Source organism: Pseudomonas sp. 478, from assembly GCF_003254125.1.
Classification (GTDB): domain Bacteria; phylum Pseudomonadota; class Gammaproteobacteria; order Pseudomonadales; family Pseudomonadaceae; genus Aquipseudomonas.
On sequence record NZ_QKZG01000004.1, the window covers coordinates 261,747 to 278,388 of the forward strand.

Sequence of the window (16,642 nt, forward strand, 5' to 3'; positions counted from 1 at the left end):
TGGATGACAGGCGTGGATGAGCCAGTTCAGTCCTTGTTTTGACGGATGTTAATCCTGGATTTTTTGTTGCGCAAGCAAAATGTACACCGGTGTCACCAACCATTGACACAGGTGTACATTTATCCTAATTTCTAGTCACCAAGCCTGATGAAGCCCACTTTGGAGCGCACCACGATGTCCAGCGATCCCTTGCTGCAACCCTATAAAATCAAGAATCTGACCCTCAGAAACCGGATCATGACCACCTCCCATGAACCGGCCTACCCTGTGGATGGCATGCCCAAGGATCTCTATCGCGCCTACCACGTGGAGCGCGCAAAGGCCGGTGTCGCCCTGACCATGACTGCCGGTTCCGCAGCCGTCTCCCGAGACAGCCCGCCGGTATTCAACAATGTGCTCGCCTACAAGGATGAAGTGGTCGGATGGTTGAAGGACCTGACCGATGAATGCCACGAACATGGCGCGGCAGTGATGATCCAGTTGACTCACCTGGGCCGCCGCACCCGCTGGGACAAGGCCGACTGGTTGCCGGTGGTGTCGCCGTCACACCGTCGCGAGGCTTCACACCGCTCCTTCCCGAAGAAAATGGAAGAATGGGACATCGAGCGGATCATCAAGGACTATGTAGACGCGGCGGAGCGCATGAAGGCGGCAGGTCTCGATGGTCTGGAGCTTCAGGCTTACGGGCATTTGATGGACCAGTTCTGGTCACCGTTGACCAATGACCTCGACGGCCCTTACGGCGGCTCGCTGGAAAACCGCATGCGCTTTACCTTCGACATCCTGCGTGGCATCCGCCAACGGGTCGGCGAAGACTTTCTGCTCGGGGTTCGCTACACCGGTGATGAAGAACTGCCCGGTGGCTTCAATGCCAGCGAGGGCATGCAGATATCCCACATGCTCAAGGACAGCGGACTGGTCGATTTCCTGAACGTGGTACGCGGCCACATCGATACGGACGCCGGCCTGACCGATGTCATCCCGATTCAGGGTATGCGCAACTCACCCCACCTCGACTTCGCTGGCGAGATCCGTTCGGCAACAGGCTTCCCGACCTTCCACGCGGCGAAGATTCCCGACGTGGCCACGGCGCGCTACGCGATCGCCTCGGGCAAAGTGGACATGGTGGGCATGACCCGCGCGCACATGACCGATCCGCACATCGTGCGCAAAATCATCGAGAAGCGCGAAGAAGATATTCGCCCGTGCGTCGGCGCCAACTATTGTCTGGATCGCATCTATCAGGGTGGCGCGGCCTACTGCATCCACAACGCAGCGACGGGGCGGGAAACCACTATGCCTCATGACATTCCCAAAGCCGCGGTCAAGCGCAAGGTGCTGGTGGTCGGTACGGGCCCTGCCGGGCTGGAAGCGGCGCGGGTCGCCGGTGAGCGCGGCCATGATGTAACGGTACTTGAGGCGGCTGACCAACCTGGCGGGCAGATTCGTCTGACGGCATTGAGCGAGCGTCGTCGCGAGATGATCAGCATCATTGATTGGCGCATGGCGCAATGTGAACGGCTGGGGGTGAAGTTTCACTTCAACACCTGGGCCGAAGCCGACACTGTGCAAGCCTTCGAGCCTGACGTGGTCATCGTTGCGACCGGCGGCCTGCCGGATACCGAGGTGCTCCGCAAAGGCAACGAACTCGTGGTTTCAACCTGGGACATCATTTCCGGTGACATCAAGCCCGGACGCAACGTACTGATCTTCGACGATGCAGGGGATCATGCTGCCCTGCAGGCTGCCGAGGTTATCGCGCAAAGCGGTGCGACCGTGGAGATCGTTACCCCTGACCGCTCGTTTGCACCGGAAGTCATGGCCATGAACCTGGTGCCGTACATGCGCAGCCTGCAGGACCTGGACGTCACCTTCACCGTCACCTACCGGGTCGATACCGTGGAAAAACGTGATGACGGGCTCGTTGCAACCTTTGGCAGCGATTACGGACAGGTCCACAAGCAGCGCGTGGTCGATCAGGTGGTCGTCAACCACGGCACCCTTCCCCTGGACGACTTGTACTTCGACCTCCGTCCTCTCTCCACCAATGGCGGCGCGGTAGAGCAGCATGACCTGATCGCCGGCACGGCACAGAACATCGTCACCAATCCCGAAGGACGCTTCCAGCTGTTCCGGATCGGCGACGCCGTGTCTGCTCGCAACACCCACGCGGCCATCTACGACGCGTTGCGCCTGGTGAAAGAAATCTGAATCCGAACCTCCATTCCTGTTGGAACGGAGGCTCGCCATGAACAAGAGGGAAACCATGTCAGCAGTGACCATCAAATCGAAGGCGGCAGTCGCTTTCGGCCCAGGACAGCCGTTGCAGCTGGTGGACATCGATGTCGCACCACCCAAGGCCGGCGAAGTAAGGGTACGAATCGTGGCAACCGGTGTCTGCCACACAGATGCTTTTACCCTGTCGGGCGACGATCCCGAGGGGATCTTTCCTGCCGTGTTGGGTCATGAGGGCGGCGGGATCGTCGAGTCGATCGGCGAAGGCGTGACGTCATTGTCGGTCGGCGACCATGTGATTCCGCTGTACACGGCCGAGTGCCGACAATGCAAATTCTGTCTGTCGGGCAAGACCAACTTGTGCCAGGCAGTCAGAGCGACACAGGGCAAGGGCTTGATGCCTGACGGAACATCGCGTTTCTCCTTTCAGGGCCAGCCAGTATTCCACTACATGGGCTGCTCGACCTTCTCCGAGTACACGGTATTGCCGGAGATCTCCCTGGCCAAAATCCCCAAGAATGCGCCTCTAGAGCAGGTGTGCCTGCTGGGCTGTGGCGTGACCACAGGCATAGGTGCCGTACTCAATACCGCCAAGGTTGAGGCCGGGGCAAGCGTTGCGATATTCGGGCTCGGTGGGATCGGGCTGGCGGCCATCATCGGCGCGAAAATGGCCAACGCCGGGAGAGTCATCGCCATTGATATCAACCCGGCCAAGCGGGACGTCGCCCTATCGCTCGGCGCCACCGATTTCATAAACCCCATGGACTATGACAAGCCCATCCAGGACGTGATTGTCGAGCTCACCGACGGTGGCGTGGACTATTCGTTTGAATGTGTCGGCAACGTCAAATTGATGCGAGCTGCTCTGGAGTGCTGCCACAAGGGCTGGGGTGAATCGATCATCATCGGTGTTGCCGGTGCGGGCCAGGAAATCAGTACCCGCCCTTTCCAACTGGTAACCGGGCGCGTCTGGCGTGGCAGCGCGTTTGGTGGAGTCAAGGGCCGCACGGAGCTTCCCAGCTACGTCGAGAAAGCGAGCACCGGCGAAATTCCGCTGGAAACCTTCATCACTCACAACCTTGGCCTTTCAGACATCAACAAGGCTTTCGAATTGATGCATGCAGGGCAAAGCATCCGCACCGTCATTCATTTTTGACCAAGGCACTGCCGTGATACCGGCCAGCGCTCACACCCGCATCACAACCCAAAGGAAATCAAAATGTCTGTTTTTACCCATGTCACTGTCGGTACCAATGACCTTCCCAAAGCACGGACCTTCTATGATCGTATTCTCAAAGAAATTGGTCTTAACCGTGTTGCCGACCTTGATGAATCCGGCTCCATTTGGGGCGTGGATAAACCGTCGTTCTTCGTGCTAAAACCCGCCAATGGCAATCCTGCCAACGTTGGCAATGGCGTGACTGTGAGCTTCGAAGCGCCGAATCGCGCGGCAGTACATGCATTCCACGAAACCGCACTCGCCGCCGGTGGCATCTGTGAAGGCCAACCGGGTTCGCGTAACTGGGCTGAAAATGCCTATGCCGCTTACGCTCGGGACCTTGATGGCAACAAACTGGCTGTCTATTGCTTCAAGGCCGAATAATCGCAATCGGTTGACGCTTTCTACAGTGAAGGCCCTTCAGCGGGCCTTCACTGTATATCCCCTGCCCTGGCTACATTCCCCGCCGCGCAACTTCAGCGCCGGCCTTTACCGCCGTCCCCACAATGGACTCGATGTTCTGATCGACCATCGACTGCAGCGCTGCCGCCGTCACGCCACGGTAAGCCATCAACGACTCAATCATTTGCCGCGGATCGCGGCTGGCTAGCATCTGGCCGCCCCCCACCACCACGCCTTGTGCAGCGCGCTGCGCGATGGCTAGGGGAATACCCGCAGCCACCGCCTGATTAGTCAGTGCCATTTGCAACATCGCCGGGAAGGCCGGCCCAGTCCCGGACAACGCGCTGAGGTAATCAATACAGTCTTCATCAGGCACTTCGTCCGCCGAACCTACGCACTCGAACAGTCGCTGCACCCACTGGCGGTCGCTCTCAACAAGGTTTCCGACACAGTACCAGGGCGTGAACGACTGCCTGATTTCCACGGCCGCATTCGGCATGGCCCGCACTATTACATCCGCACCGGTTGCGGCGCTGATGGCTGCCGCCGGAACTCCGGCCATCAGAGAAATCACTAGCTTGCCGCGGGCATTGATCAGCAGTTCGCGAAACTGCTCCGGCCGGATGGACAGCACGACAATATCGCTGAGGTCCACCAACTGCTGGTTGTCGGCCAGCAGCCTCACGCCTGGCTCGAAAGTACTGACGCCGGAACGGTTCGAGATCAACAAGCGGTCAGGCTCGATGAACCCGCTATCGAGCAGCGCCTGCGCAATTGCGCGCCCGAGCCAGCCGGTGCCCCCAATGATGCCCAGGGTTCTATTCTCCATCGGCAGGAGACTCCTCGAATGTTTCTACCAAGGGGACGAAAACGCCCGGCTCTTTTTCTGCGTAGCCGAACTTTCCATAAAAGCGGTCCAGCTCGCGACGCTTCGGTACCTTGCCGGTAAACACGCTCACGTACTGAGGAATCCGTCGAAATCGCACGACAATATCTTCATTGGTTTTCATCGAGATGTAGCCGATCTGTGTGAGGTAGATCGTCCTGGCCCGAACGTCAGCCCCCTCGACGTCGTAACCAAACCGTCGGAACATCGCGGCCAGGGCATTCATCCGCGCTTCATCGGCTAAAGCGATTTCAGCTTTGACCTCGTCCGATTGCAGCGCCCAACTGCGCACGGCAAATTCGAACTGCGAATCAAACAGCTCAGGGTTCAGCCAGCACTCGAAGATGTTGAGAATCGCTTCAGAAATACTTTCTGCATAACTCTCACATTGGCTGACCATACCGCCGGTGTTCTTGTCCCGCCATCGAGCGAGGAGCGCTGCTAACAGCTGCTCCCGATCTTCATAGAACCAGTAGAAGCTGGTACGAGACAAATTCAGGCGCTTGGCCAGCGGCATCACCCGCACAGCATCCACACCCGACTCTTTAAGAGCGTCGTAGGCGGCATCCAGCCAACCATCGACGGAGCCTCGCCAGCCTGCATCCTGCGCTTTGGTTTTCGCCCTTCCTGTCTGTGACATTCGGGTTGACCTTTCTTTGAAAATTCCTCGTCACTGTACACCCCAGAATCTGTGTCGTACACGGCATGTACATCGGCGTACATTTTTTAGACATATGTTCGCCATGCCAAGAGGATGTTGCGCGCGCGATTTTTTGGATAACGCCACGTCATCTTTGGCCCAGTAAAAAAGTTGTTGGACGCTGCGATCCATTGAAACCAAATAATGGCTGCGCCAAAAACTTCAGGCAGGTTGCCCTATGAAATTCAATAATAAAGTGGTGGTCATTACCGGCGCTGCCGGGGGCGTCGGACAGGCGTTAGCGTTATTATTCGCTCGCGAAGGCGCCAAGCTTGTTTTGTCTGACCTTGACGAAGACGGTTGCAAATCAATTTCCGCCAGAGTCCGTGACTTAGGCGCCGAAGTACACTATCTGGCGGGCGATTTACGCCGCAAAGAATATTGCGAAGCCATTGTCCAAACGGCCGTCGATATATTTTCGGGTATCGATATCGTATTGAACAATGCGGGCATCATTCCCCGGGGCACCATTGAAGAAACAACTGATGAGATGTGGTTTGACGCCATGGGCGTAAACCTGAATGCCGTGTTCTTCATCTGCCGAGCAGCGATACCACACATGAAAAATCGCCCCGGCGCCGCGATCGTCAACACATCATCTGTTTGGGGTATTTATCCCGGCCCCGCCCATGTGGCGTATTGCACAAGCAAAGGGGCTGTTGCGGCGTTAACCAAAAATCTGGGCCGCGATTGTGCCCCTTTGGGTATCCGCGTCAACGCCGTGTGCCCGCACGAAATCAATACCCCGATGATACGCAGCGGCTTTGAGCGTCGTGGCCTGGATCCGGATAAGGCCGTGCAAGAACTGAACAAGAGCGTGCCATTAGGCCGTATCGCCGAGCCTGAAGACATTGCGGATGTCATCGCATTTCTGGCGTCCGACGAGGCCAGGTACATCGCCGGTGAAACGGTGGAAGTCACAGGCGCCAAGCCGGTATCCGGCTAAGGAGAGGTAGCGATGCTCAACGGTAAAAATGTAGTGGTGACCGGGGGCGGCAGAGGGATTGGCCGAGGCATCACCGAACAATTGCTTGAGGCGGGAGCTTCTGTGTTGATCGCTCAGCGTCAGGCACTGGACGCCGACTTGCAAAATCACCCTCAAGTCTATTTCGTCGAGGCTGATCTCGCCTCGATGGAGTCACCCAATTTGATTGCCCAGTTCGCCCAGGAGCAGCTTGGCGGAATCGATGTCCTGGTTAACAACGCCGGGTTCATGTTCGAGAAATCCATTGATGATATGACCGAGCAGGACTGGGATCGCATGATGGCAGTCAATCTGCGGGCGCCAGCATTCTTGTGTAAGGCGTTGGTGCCTCAGATGCGTCAGCGAGGCGGTGGCAGCATTATCAATATCGGGTCGATCGAAGGCATAGGCGCCAACCCTGAACATGCTGCGTACTGTGCCTCCAAGGCCGGCATCCATGGGCTGACCCGAGCCTTGGCAATCGATCTCGGCCGGGACGGGATCCGCTGCAATGCCATTGCTCCAGGGTGGATCAATTCCGAGTTGAGTGATGCGTACCTCGCCGCTCAAGCTGATCCGCGTGCGGCGCGCCAGGCACTCCTGCGCCTTCATCCGGTCGGGCGTACCGGATTGCCGGCGGATGTTGGCGGGACAGTCGTATTCCTGGCCTCGGAGTCATCGGCCTTTATCACCGGGCAGGTCCTGGTGGTGGACGGAGGTCGCACGGCAAAACTGCCACTGCCGTTTTGATCGAATCAGCCTGAATTGCGACGGAGGGAGTCACTTACTCTCCTCCGCCGCATTTTCTTGCGGCGGGCAACGCATTCATTACTTGGGTGCTTTGTTCTCTATCAGGCAATTGCCACCATCGATCACCAGCAACTCCCCAGTGATGTAACTGGACTCAGGTGAGGCCAGGAATGTAACGGCAGCAGCCACTTCTTCTGGGCGACCCGCCCTGCCAACCGGGACATACTTCGCTGCATTCTCTTCCTCTGGAGTGCTTGACCCAGTGGCGATCCAACCCGGCGCGACCGAATTCACAGTGATTCCATAGCGCGCGACCTCAAGGGCCAGGCTCATGTTCATACCCACCATTCCGGCTTTTGCCGCAGCATAAGCCGCCTCGCCTCGATTACCGGCTCGAGTGCCAGTCGTGGAGCTGACATTGACGATACGGCCGTAACGTCTGTTACGCATCCCCGGCAAAATTCCACGGGTCAACAGAAAGGCGGTTGTCAGATTTCGAGCAATTGAAAGATTCCAGCTATCGACACTCATATCCGCCAGATCGGCAAAAGGCTCCGGATGACCCTGGGCGGCCATGCCGGCATTGTTCACAAGAATATCGATTCTTCCCCATATCGATTCAGCCCAGGTGGTCAACTCAAGGACTTGATCCTCTTCGCTCAGGTCAGCCGCACGCCCGTGCACTTCAAACCCTGCGACGCGTAACTCCTCCACTCGATCATGGATGCGAGCGCTGCTGCCTGTGATGATCAACCTCACGCCGAGGCTGCCCAGACGCTTCGCAATCGCAAAGCCAATTCCACGTTCACTGCCGGCGCCACTGACAAGCGCTACCTGATCACTCCAGTCCGCAACCATTGCATTTTGCTCCTGTCGTCCAGGGTTAGCCCCTGAATCTATGGAAATTGAGGGGAAAGAGAGACTCAACACACAACTCACACCGAGCACTGCAGGTGGATATCTGGGGGTACAGGCGCTGATCCTGATGGTAAGTACTGCGTCTTCATAAACGATCCAGGCTGAATCATAGACGCACTCGGTACGGAGCGATGCATACCTCCAGTAAGACTGGCGGTTGAGCGTCCTGAAACTGGTGGTGATCGGGTGCTAAATGCTCTCGCCGGGTGCTGATACCAGGCGTAGGATCGATACGATGACGGCTAATCACGCGTCGTTGGAAGGTGACTTCCAATCAATCTGCACTCACGCGCAAACGCAAGACATATACCGCCGCACTGTAAGGCCGCGCGACCCTTCCTAGTACAAGGGCCGTGTTCTCACAACAACAAAAGCGAGGTGAAATCATGTCTGGTAATCGTGGTGTCGTGTATCTCGGCGCTGGCAAGGTCGAGGTGCAGACCATCCCCTATCCGAAAATGCAAGACCCGCGCGGCAAGCGCATTGACCATGGCGTGATTCTGCGCGTGGTCTCGACCAATATCTGCGGCTCCGACCAGCATATGGTGCGTGGCCGGACCACAGCCCAGGTCGGGCTGGTGCTTGGCCATGAAATTACTGGTGAGGTGATCGAGAAGGGCCGCGACGTTGAAAACGTGCAGATCGGTGACTTGGTCTCGGTGCCGTTCAATGTCGCCTGCGGCCGTTGTCGCAGTTGCAAGGAGCAGCACACCGGCGTCTGCCTGACGGTCAACCCGGCGCGCCCTGGCGGTGCCTATGGCTATGTGGACATGGGCGACTGGGTTGGCGGCCAGGCCGAATACGTGCTGGTGCCGTATGCCGACTTCAACCTGCTGAAGCTGCCCGACCGCGACAAGGCAATGGAGAAAATTCGCGATCTGACCTGCCTCTCCGATATCCTGCCGACCGGCTACCACGGCGCGGTGACCGCCGGTGTCGGCCCTGGCAGCACGGTGTATATCGCTGGCGCCGGTCCGGTCGGACTGGCTGCCGCCGCCTCCGCCCGTCTACTGGGTGCGGCGGTAGTGATCGTCGGCGACGTCAATCCGCTGCGTCTGGCGCATGCCAAGGCCCAGGGCTTCGAGATCGCCGACCTGACCAAGGACACTCCACTGCACGAGCAAATCGCCGACCTGCTCGGTGAGCCGGAAGTCGATTGTGCGGTCGATGCGGTCGGCTTCGAAGCCCGAGGCCACGGCCATGACGGCGCGCAGCACGAGGCCCCGGCCGATGTGCTCAACGCGCTGATGGGCGTGGTGCGGGTCGCCGGCAATATCGGTATCCCCGGTCTGTATGTCACCGAAGACCCGGGCGCGGTCAACAAAGCCGCCAAGCATGGCAGCCTGAACATCCGTTTCGGCCTCGGCTGGGCCAAGTCCCACAGCTTCCACACCGGCCAGACCCCGACGATGAAGTACAACCGTCAGCTGATGCAGGCGATCATGTGGGACCGGATCAACATTGCCGAGGTCGTCGGCGTGCAAGTGATCAGCCTGGACGACGCGCCGCGCGGTTACCACGAGTTCGACGCCGGGGTGCCGAAGAAATTTGTCATGGACCCGCACAAGCTGTTTAGCGCGGCCTAAGGGGTAGGTTGGGAAAAGGGCAGCGTTGAGCTGCCCTTTTTTATCGCCGTGCCTCGCCCTGAAAACCAACCACGCATTGATTACTTCATACACTCAGGTACGTTCACGCCTTTGCCTTAATCGCATACAGCCCCCCAATAATCACCAACGCTGCACCGACAACCACCCAGGTGTCCGGGCGCTCGGCAAACACGATCACACCAATCAACGTGGCGAACACCAGAAGCGCATAGTTGAACGGCTGCAGGGAAGAAGCGGTCGCGTATTTCAGTGCTTGAATGAAGAGAATCTGTGCGACTACTCCGGTCAATGCCAGGATCCCCATCAAGAGGCCCTGGACTGGAGTCGGAGTCACCCATGCAGGCAGCCCCGCAAATGTGACCGTCAGGGCACCCACACTTGCCATGTAGAGCATGTTCGTTGCGAAGGAGTCGTGCTGGCTAATCCGGCGCGTCAGTACATTGAACACCGCGAACGCCAAAGCAGCCAGCAGGGGGATCAGCGCCGCGAGTTCAAAGACGCCCGCGCCTGGTCGGAGAATGATCAGTGTGCCGGTGAACCCTATCGCCGCAGCAACCCAGCGCCGCAGCCCTATGAACTCCCCAAGCACCGACCCCGCCAATGCCAGTGTCATCAGCGGAAATACGGCATAGAGTGCATGCATTTCGGCCAGGCCCAAATATCGTAGCCCCACTGCAAACAGTACGGTTTCACCCACAGCCAGCAACGCTCGAATGATTTGCAGCCAGGGGTGCTTACTGCGAAACGACGCTTTTGCCCTACCGTGGCAGGCGGCATATCCGAGTGCAAAAACGACAAACACCCAATAGCGCATCATGACCAGTTGGGCGACCGGGAAGTCTTTGACAAGCACCTTGGTTATTCCGTCCTGGCTCGCAAAGATAAGCATTGAAAGCAGGCATAGAAAGATCCCGAGTTGTGGCCTCGCGACAACAAGACTAGCGGCAATAGAGGGCGTCGTTAAGGGCTCCGTGTTTTTTGTTTGATCGCTCTTCAATCGCACTTCGGTCATGCCCTTCCCCTTTGCAGGATGCCCTCCAGATATTTCTCATGGATTATTCCGTGCTTATTAGTGACTTGTTAAACGGCCTTTATTGGAAAATCCGACAACTTAAATTTGTTAACCTTCTCGCCCGGCCCAAAACTCATGCCAGCGAATAACCGAACTGACGCCCAGTTTCGTTATTATCTTGGGTGGTAACTTGCTGGGGCCTGGCGCGTGACTGAAGCTATCGAGAAACTCCGAACGCGTACCCGATGCCAACTCCGCAGCCATCACACCTGCCAGAGTGCTTTTCACAGTACCCAGTCCATTTTCGCAACATGCCGAATACAGATTTTCTTCAATCTCGCCAAATGCCGCAGCACTGTTACGACTTAAGCACAGGCGGCCGGCCCAACTAAATTCCAACGCCGTGGATTTCAGCTCGGGAAAGCGCGCATCCAGGGAGTGACGCTGCTCCTTAGCCACCGCAGCTACCTGCTCTGGAGTGACTTGGATGCTCGGTTCATAGGTGAACTTTGTCCGAATGACAATTCGCGAGAGACCGTCTGAACAGATCTTGCGAACGGTCGCTCCCATAGGATCCGCCGGCAACAACGCCCACTTGGCTTTGCCCGGTACCTCTTTCCTGAATTCATCATCACTGTACGCCGCCGTCATGGACGCGTAAGTGAAGACGTGCAGCAGGCGTCCTTGATAATGGCCGAAGTTTTCAATGTGCCCGTTAACCCCCAGGATGACCTTGGGTGCGTGCACCGTACCGTTATGAGATCGAGCGCTCCAACCGCTTCCCTGTTTGGTCAACTCAATAATCGGAGAGCGCTCGAACAGCGTGATTTTCCCGTCGAGCCCTGCTGCCAGGTCTCTAATGTATTGCGCGGGTTGAATCATCACCGCGCCGGGCGTGTAGATCCCACCGTGGTAATAGGTGGACCCGGTGATTTCACGCATTTGCGCGGCATCAAACATCTCGAACTTTTCGCCAATGCGCTCAAGGGATTGAGCGTAATTGACGTTCAGCTTCAATCCCCGCTCAGTGGCGGCCGCGTTGATCTTCCCTGAAGGGTCGAAGGTGTCGGCGGACATGCCGTACTCCCGCGCAGCTTCAGCGGCAAATGCAATCGCAAAACGATTTTGCGTGATTTCCAGGGCCGTTGCTGACTCGCTCGCCACGGAGTATTCCCCGGACGACAGACTGTGCGGCACATCGATCATGAAACCAGAGTTTCTGCCCGCCGGCCCCTTGGCGACTTCATGAGCATCGACCACAACAATGCTGTCACCCGGGTGTAACTGTGAAAGCCTGCGAGCAGCGGACAGGCCAGCAAAACCGGCACCGATAATCAGCCAATCCGCCGTCACGTTTCCATCAAGCATGCGGACAGGCGCAGTGCGTGCGGAAATCGCCTCCCAACCTGAAACCCCGGTGTCTACCGGCAGCCGCTTGATGGTATGGGTGCTCATTTTTCGGTCTCTTCGTCCGACCGATCAGACACATCGATCCAGATGGTTTTGATTTCGGTGTACTGGTCATGGGCGAAAATGGATTTGTCCCGACCGCCGAAGCCCGACTCCTTGTAGCCACCGAATGGTGTCGATGCGTCGCCCTCACCAAAGCAGTTCACGGTAACGATGCCCGCGCGAATTTCCCGCGACAACTTGATTGCCCGCCGCAGACTGCCGGTATATACCGAGGCGGCCAGGCCGTAGACCGTGTCATTGGCCAACGCAATGGCTTCGCTGATCGTGTTGAACGTGGTGACCGAAAGGATCGGGCCGAAGATCTCTTCCTGGAACAGCCGGTTGTCTCGACCAACACCGTCAATCACCGTTGGCTCTACAAAGGCTCCGTCTTTGGTCGCGCCACCGTAAACAACTTGAAGCTTTCCGGCAGCGGCGTGCTCAAGGTACGACTTCACTTTTGCGAAATGCTCTGGGCTGACCAACGACCCTACGCGGTTCTGCGGATCGAGTGGATCACCCATTTTCCATTCGCGGATGTAAGCGCCCATGCGCTCCAGCAGCTCATCTTTGACAGACGCATGGACGATCAGACGAGAAGTTGCGGAGCAGTTTTCGCCCATGTTCCAAAACGCACCATTGACGACATGCTGAGCAACGAGGTCCAGGTCTTGCGCATCGTCCATCACCACGGCCGGATTTTTTCCGCCGCACTCAAGGACGATGCGTTTCAGGTTCGAATCGGCGGCGTAATGCAGGAAGCGGCGACCGGTCGCGGTGGAGCCGGTGAAGCTCACCATGTCGACGTCGTTGTGCAAGCCAATGGGTTCACCGACGTCTTTGCCCGTGCCGGTGACAATATTGAGGACACCGGCGGGTATACCGGCTTCAAACGCCAACTGCGCGACACGCAACGTGGTCAGCGAGGTTTGTTCAGCAGGTTTGACGATGACCGAACACCCCGCAGCGAGCGCCGGGCCGATTTTCCAGGCAAGCATCAGCAGCGGGAAGTTCCAGGGCAATACGCAGCCCACCACGCCGATCGGCTCCCGGACCACCATGGTCAGCGCGTCACTGCCCACCGGAGCGGTGTTGTCATAAATCTTGTCAATCAGTTCTGCGTGCCAGCGGATCGTGTGGATGGTGTCCGGGACGTCGACCAACTGACATTCACTGACCGGTTTGCCGCTATCGAGGCTTTCGAGGACGGCCAGTTCGTGTTGATGGCTTTCAAGCAGGTTTGCAAACTTCAACAGAACCGCTTTGCGCTCCCGAGGAGAAATAGATCTCCAGCGTCCATCCTCAAATGCCTCCTTGGCATTGCTCACTGCGAAGTCGACATCATCGGACGAACAAGCTGCAACGTCGGTCAAAAAGTCACCGGTCGCCGGATTGTTCGTGGCGAAGGTTCTGCCAGAGATCGCGGGTTTAAACGCGCCATTGATGAACGCCTTGGATGGCAACGAAATGTCTTTGGCCAGAGCGGCATATTCGGCCTTGCTCAGAAGATCACCCATGGCTGGCTCCCGAAGAAATGTTGGCTACGTTACGTTTGAGTTCAGTAATGACCGACGCGAAACTCTGTTTTTCGTCCGCTTCAAGTGGCTGCAATGGCAGGCGCACGTTACCGACTTTCAATCCCGCAACTTCGCAGCCGTACTTGATCGACTGCACGAACTTGCCACCGTCCAACGCATTCATCAGCGGCATCATCGCCGACATGATTTGACGGCCTTTGTCGAAGTTCTTTTCGATCACGCAGGCTTCATAAAGCGCAACGTGTTCCTTGGGCAGGAAGTTGGAACCTGCGCACACCCAACTGCGGGCGCCCCAGGCAAAAAACTCAAGGGCCTGGTCGTCCCATCCGCAGGACAAGGCGATGTTGGGGAACTGCAGGGCCAGCCTATGCACCTGGCCCATGTCGCCGGAACTTTCCTTGATGGCGACGACGTTTTTCGATTGGCTGACACGGGTGAAATATTCTTCGTCCATCGAAACGCACATCCGCCCCGGATAGTTGTAAAGCATGATCGGCAAGTTCGCAGCACGATCGATAGTGAGCGCGTGAATCGCGTTTTCCTGTGAGGTAGGCAGCGCGTAAGGCGGGGACGTGACGAGAATGGCGTCTGCTTTGATCGATTTGGCATCCTTGGCGTACTGAACCGCATCTTCGGTACGAATCGCCCCGGTACTGACGATCAGTTGCACCCGAGTGCCGATCACATCTTTGGCGTAGGCCGCCAACTCGGTGCGTTCTTCAAAGGTCTGCGCATAATACTCGCCGGTCGACCCGCCGATAATAATGCCGTGCACCTTCGCCTCAATCAGCGACTCCAAAACTTGCGAGTACACATTCCAGTCAATCTCCCCGTCCGAGTTATAAGGAGTTACTGCTGGCGTATAAATACCTTCAAATTTCAAGATAAATGCTCCGAATGCGAGTCAGGTGGAAGATAAACGAGCGCGTCAGCGTTGATGCCTTGAGGCGCAATAAAAAAACCCATGTTTCACGGGACACAGGCCCTGACGTTTAAAGTCTCTGTAAAGAGCAGTTTTCTGCTTTCACAAATGACCTGCAGAGGCTGTGTTACCAACTAGTGCGGTGGACTGCTGAATCCAGACTCGCATGCGCCAAGAAGGTGGTCAATAGAGTGTATTGCTGCCGCATACCTTTCTGAAAGGGTAAATCCTTCAGCCAATAAAATTACTTTTCCTTAATAATCAATAACATAAAAAATCATCACCGAAGCGGCGGCATCAATCGATAACATTTGTTTATGCATTGATAAGAGTAAATGTTTCTTGTTGACGCACGATTACCGTCGTAGCCTTACAACAGCGATATTCTACCGATACATTGGATAAAAGATTTTCTCGTACAGTCGTCTCATTAATTAAGATCTGGTTTCCCAGGCTCGAATTAAGGTGATGTAGAAATATAGCTATTGATGCAAACATTGGCATTCCAGAAATGTCTGCATGAGTAAGGACTCGAACGAAATGAGTGCACGGATGGCACCACCATCCAAGAAGGCACATTTTTCGTAAGACGCTTCCTGAACGTGGCAAAGCGTTCCGGTTCGCGGATAGAAGCAGCACGGTTTGATGGGCTTGCATCCACAGACGGTACTGCGAACTCAAGACCGTTTGGCCTCACCTCGGTGAGCAGGCTGAACGTTTCGCCCCCTTGGTATTTTGGAGTGTGTTGACCGTGAGCACTAAATCGGCAGTTTCAAATCTTATCGCGCAGCGCAAGCCTGACCACGCGCTGCCAGGTGCCCTTTATAGCGATTCAGACGTTTACAGGCAGGATCTGCAACAGATCTGGCACAAAAGCTGGATCTTCGCAGGGCACACATTTGAGCTGGAGAAGTCAGGTCAGTACCTGTCGCTGCAAATCGGCGACTATCCTGTCGCTATCGTGCGCGGCGCAGACAAGCAGATTCGTGCATTCCACAACGCCTGCCGCCATCGCGGTTCCAAGGTGTGCCCGGAAGCCAGCGGCAAAGTTGCCAAACTGGTGTGCCCTTACCACAAATGGACATTCGAGCTGGACGGCAAACTGCTTTTCGCCGGGAACATGGGGGACGATTTCGACAAGTCTCAGCATGGGTTGAAGTCGGTGCATTGTGAGGTCGTCGAAACGTACATCTATGTGTGCGTTGCAGAGGTCGCCCCAGACTTTTCGTCGTTCAGAAAATCCGTCACCCCTTTCGTTGCCCCTCATAACCTGGACGACTGCAAAGTCGCGTTTGAGTCGAACATCATTGAGAAAGGCAACTGGAAACTGGTTTTCGAGAACAACCGTGAGTGCTACCACTGCGATTGTACTCACCCGGAATTGATGCACTCATTCGTGGACAACCCATCGGTGGGTGGCGCCGGCGGCGATGAAGATCCCGAACTCAAAGAGCACTGGGATCGCTGCGAGGCGGCAGGTCTGCCTAGCCGATTGGTCATGGATGATAAAGGTCGTTTCCGAATGACGCGCATCCCCCTGTTTTCCGGGGCCGTCAGCTACACAATGGATGGCAAGCCTGCAGTCGCTGGCCGGTTGGACACCACCGGAGAAGCCAACATCGGTGCGCTGCTGTATTTCAACTACCCATCAACCTGGAACCACTTTCTGGGCGATCACGCGCTGAGCTTCCGCGTACTGCCCATTGGTCCGGGCGAGACGTTGGTCACCACAAAATGGCTCGTCAAGAAGGACGCGCAGGAAGGTGTCGACTACGACCTCGATCGATTGACCAAAGTCTGGCTTGCAACCAATGATCAGGATCGCACCTTGGTGGAAGGCGCACAGGTCGGGGTCAGCTCCCCTGCTTACGAGCCAGGCCCGTTGTCGGTGGCCAGCGAAATTGGTGTGTGTCAATTTGATGATTGGTACTGCAAAACGATGCTTGATCAGCTCAATGACACCATCCCGTTAAGATCTGTCGGCTAAGCGCAACACTGCCGGTGGTGAGAATCATGAATGATCACCACCGGCATCCC

General features: G+C 56.7%; 14 protein-coding genes. 7 read left to right on the forward strand and 7 right to left on the reverse strand.

The genetic code is table 11. From position 1 onward, the window contains the following. Positions 1-174 precede the first annotated feature (174 nt). From DFS28_RS11025 to DFS28_RS11035, 3 genes are all read left to right on the forward strand, one after another. Entirely contained in the window at positions 175-2,211 is a 2,037-nt protein-coding gene (locus tag DFS28_RS11025) for an NADH:flavin oxidoreductase (RefSeq protein ID WP_111449768.1), read from the forward strand. A gap of 55 nt (positions 2,212-2,266) precedes the next feature. Next, on the forward strand, positions 2,267-3,391 hold the full coding sequence (locus DFS28_RS11030) for an S-(hydroxymethyl)glutathione dehydrogenase/class III alcohol dehydrogenase (protein ID WP_111449911.1): 1,125 nt from the start codon (positions 2,267-2,269) through the stop codon (positions 3,389-3,391). Positions 3,392-3,454: 63 nt separating this feature from the next. Beyond that, the gene (locus DFS28_RS11035) at positions 3,455-3,838 is read left to right on the forward strand and encodes a VOC family protein (protein ID WP_111449769.1); all 384 of its coding nucleotides are present in this window, start codon (positions 3,455-3,457) and stop codon (positions 3,836-3,838) included. Positions 3,839-3,908: 70 nt separating this feature from the next. On the opposite strand, the gene DFS28_RS11040 is transcribed toward DFS28_RS11035, so the two are convergent. Together DFS28_RS11040 and DFS28_RS11045 are read right to left on the reverse strand one after the other, a co-directional pair. Next, a complete protein-coding gene (locus tag DFS28_RS11040; RefSeq protein WP_111449770.1) occupies positions 3,909-4,685 on the reverse strand; it encodes a pyrroline-5-carboxylate reductase in 777 nt (258 codons plus the stop codon). Beyond that, a complete protein-coding gene (locus tag DFS28_RS11045) occupies positions 4,675-5,382 on the reverse strand; it encodes a TetR/AcrR family transcriptional regulator (protein ID WP_111449771.1) in 708 nt (235 codons plus the stop codon). The genes DFS28_RS11040 and DFS28_RS11045 overlap by 11 nt, the downstream gene beginning before the upstream one ends. Positions 5,383-5,620: 238 nt before the next feature. Between DFS28_RS11045 and DFS28_RS11050 the strand changes: the two genes are divergently transcribed. Next, complete coding sequence (locus DFS28_RS11050; protein WP_111449772.1) at positions 5,621-6,388, forward strand: SDR family NAD(P)-dependent oxidoreductase; 768 nt, start codon at positions 5,621-5,623, stop codon at positions 6,386-6,388. Between the two features lie 12 nt (positions 6,389-6,400). Beyond that, positions 6,401-7,156: an SDR family NAD(P)-dependent oxidoreductase gene (locus tag DFS28_RS11055; protein ID WP_111449773.1), complete on the forward strand. Its 756-nt coding sequence runs from the start codon at positions 6,401-6,403 to the stop codon at positions 7,154-7,156. A 78-nt stretch (positions 7,157-7,234) separates the two neighbouring features. Here the strand turns inward: DFS28_RS11055 and DFS28_RS11060 are convergent, their stop codons facing one another. Then, positions 7,235-8,014: an SDR family NAD(P)-dependent oxidoreductase gene (locus tag DFS28_RS11060; protein ID WP_111449774.1), complete on the reverse strand. Its 780-nt coding sequence runs from the start codon at positions 8,012-8,014 to the stop codon at positions 7,235-7,237. A gap of 446 nt (positions 8,015-8,460) precedes the next feature. On the opposite strand from DFS28_RS11060, the gene fdhA reads away from it, so the two are divergent. Next, entirely contained in the window at positions 8,461-9,660 is a 1,200-nt protein-coding gene (fdhA, locus tag DFS28_RS11065; protein ID WP_033061695.1) for a formaldehyde dehydrogenase, glutathione-independent, read from the forward strand. 103 nt (positions 9,661-9,763) lie between these two features. On the opposite strand, the gene DFS28_RS11070 is transcribed toward fdhA, so the two are convergent. The 4 genes from DFS28_RS11070 to DFS28_RS11085 all read right to left on the reverse strand — a co-directional run bounded on the left by DFS28_RS11070 (position 9,764) and on the right by DFS28_RS11085 (position 14,566). Next, positions 9,764-10,693 carry a DMT family transporter gene (locus DFS28_RS11070; protein ID WP_111449775.1) on the reverse strand — a complete coding sequence of 310 codons (930 nt, stop codon included), beginning with the start codon at positions 10,691-10,693 and terminating at the stop codon, positions 9,764-9,766. Positions 10,694-10,801: 108 nt separating this feature from the next. Beyond that, entirely contained in the window at positions 10,802-12,148 is a 1,347-nt protein-coding gene (locus DFS28_RS11075) for an FAD-binding oxidoreductase (RefSeq protein WP_111449776.1), read from the reverse strand. Next, positions 12,145-13,662, reverse strand: coding sequence for an aldehyde dehydrogenase (locus DFS28_RS11080; RefSeq protein WP_111449777.1), 1,518 nt, complete (start codon positions 13,660-13,662; stop codon positions 12,145-12,147). Before DFS28_RS11080 ends, DFS28_RS11075 begins: the two co-directional genes overlap by 4 nt. Continuing rightward, entirely contained in the window at positions 13,655-14,566 is a 912-nt protein-coding gene (locus DFS28_RS11085) for a dihydrodipicolinate synthase family protein (protein WP_111449778.1), read from the reverse strand. Before DFS28_RS11085 ends, DFS28_RS11080 begins: the two co-directional genes overlap by 8 nt. 790 nt (positions 14,567-15,356) lie before the next feature. On the opposite strand from DFS28_RS11085, the gene DFS28_RS11095 reads away from it, so the two are divergent. Next, the gene (locus DFS28_RS11095) at positions 15,357-16,592 is read left to right on the forward strand and encodes an SRPBCC family protein (protein ID WP_111449912.1); all 1,236 of its coding nucleotides are present in this window, start codon (positions 15,357-15,359) and stop codon (positions 16,590-16,592) included. The last annotated feature ends 50 nt before the right edge of the window (positions 16,593-16,642 follow it).

What these genes read in the sequence shown, in the direction of transcription:
- DFS28_RS11025 (WP_111449768.1), top strand. Translation starts at nt 175, where the DNA reads ATGTCCAGCGATCCCTTGCTGCAACCCTATAAAATCAAGAATCTGACC.
- DFS28_RS11030 (WP_111449911.1), top strand. Translation starts at nt 2,267, where the DNA reads ATGTCAGCAGTGACCATCAAATCGAAGGCGGCAGTCGCTTTCGGCCCA.
- DFS28_RS11035 (WP_111449769.1), top strand. Translation starts at nt 3,455, where the DNA reads ATGTCTGTTTTTACCCATGTCACTGTCGGTACCAATGACCTTCCCAAA.
- DFS28_RS11040 (WP_111449770.1), bottom strand. Translation starts at nt 4,685, where the DNA reads ATGGAGAATAGAACCCTGGGCATCATTGGGGGCACCGGCTGGCTCGGG.
- DFS28_RS11045 (WP_111449771.1), bottom strand. Translation starts at nt 5,382, where the DNA reads ATGTCACAGACAGGAAGGGCGAAAACCAAAGCGCAGGATGCAGGCTGG.
- DFS28_RS11050 (WP_111449772.1), top strand. Translation starts at nt 5,621, where the DNA reads ATGAAATTCAATAATAAAGTGGTGGTCATTACCGGCGCTGCCGGGGGC.
- DFS28_RS11055 (WP_111449773.1), top strand. Translation starts at nt 6,401, where the DNA reads ATGCTCAACGGTAAAAATGTAGTGGTGACCGGGGGCGGCAGAGGGATT.
- DFS28_RS11060 (WP_111449774.1), bottom strand. Translation starts at nt 8,014, where the DNA reads ATGGTTGCGGACTGGAGTGATCAGGTAGCGCTTGTCAGTGGCGCCGGC.
- fdhA (WP_033061695.1), top strand. Translation starts at nt 8,461, where the DNA reads ATGTCTGGTAATCGTGGTGTCGTGTATCTCGGCGCTGGCAAGGTCGAG.
- DFS28_RS11070 (WP_111449775.1), bottom strand. Translation starts at nt 10,693, where the DNA reads ATGACCGAAGTGCGATTGAAGAGCGATCAAACAAAAAACACGGAGCCC.
- DFS28_RS11075 (WP_111449776.1), bottom strand. Translation starts at nt 12,148, where the DNA reads ATGAGCACCCATACCATCAAGCGGCTGCCGGTAGACACCGGGGTTTCA.
- DFS28_RS11080 (WP_111449777.1), bottom strand. Translation starts at nt 13,662, where the DNA reads ATGGGTGATCTTCTGAGCAAGGCCGAATATGCCGCTCTGGCCAAAGAC.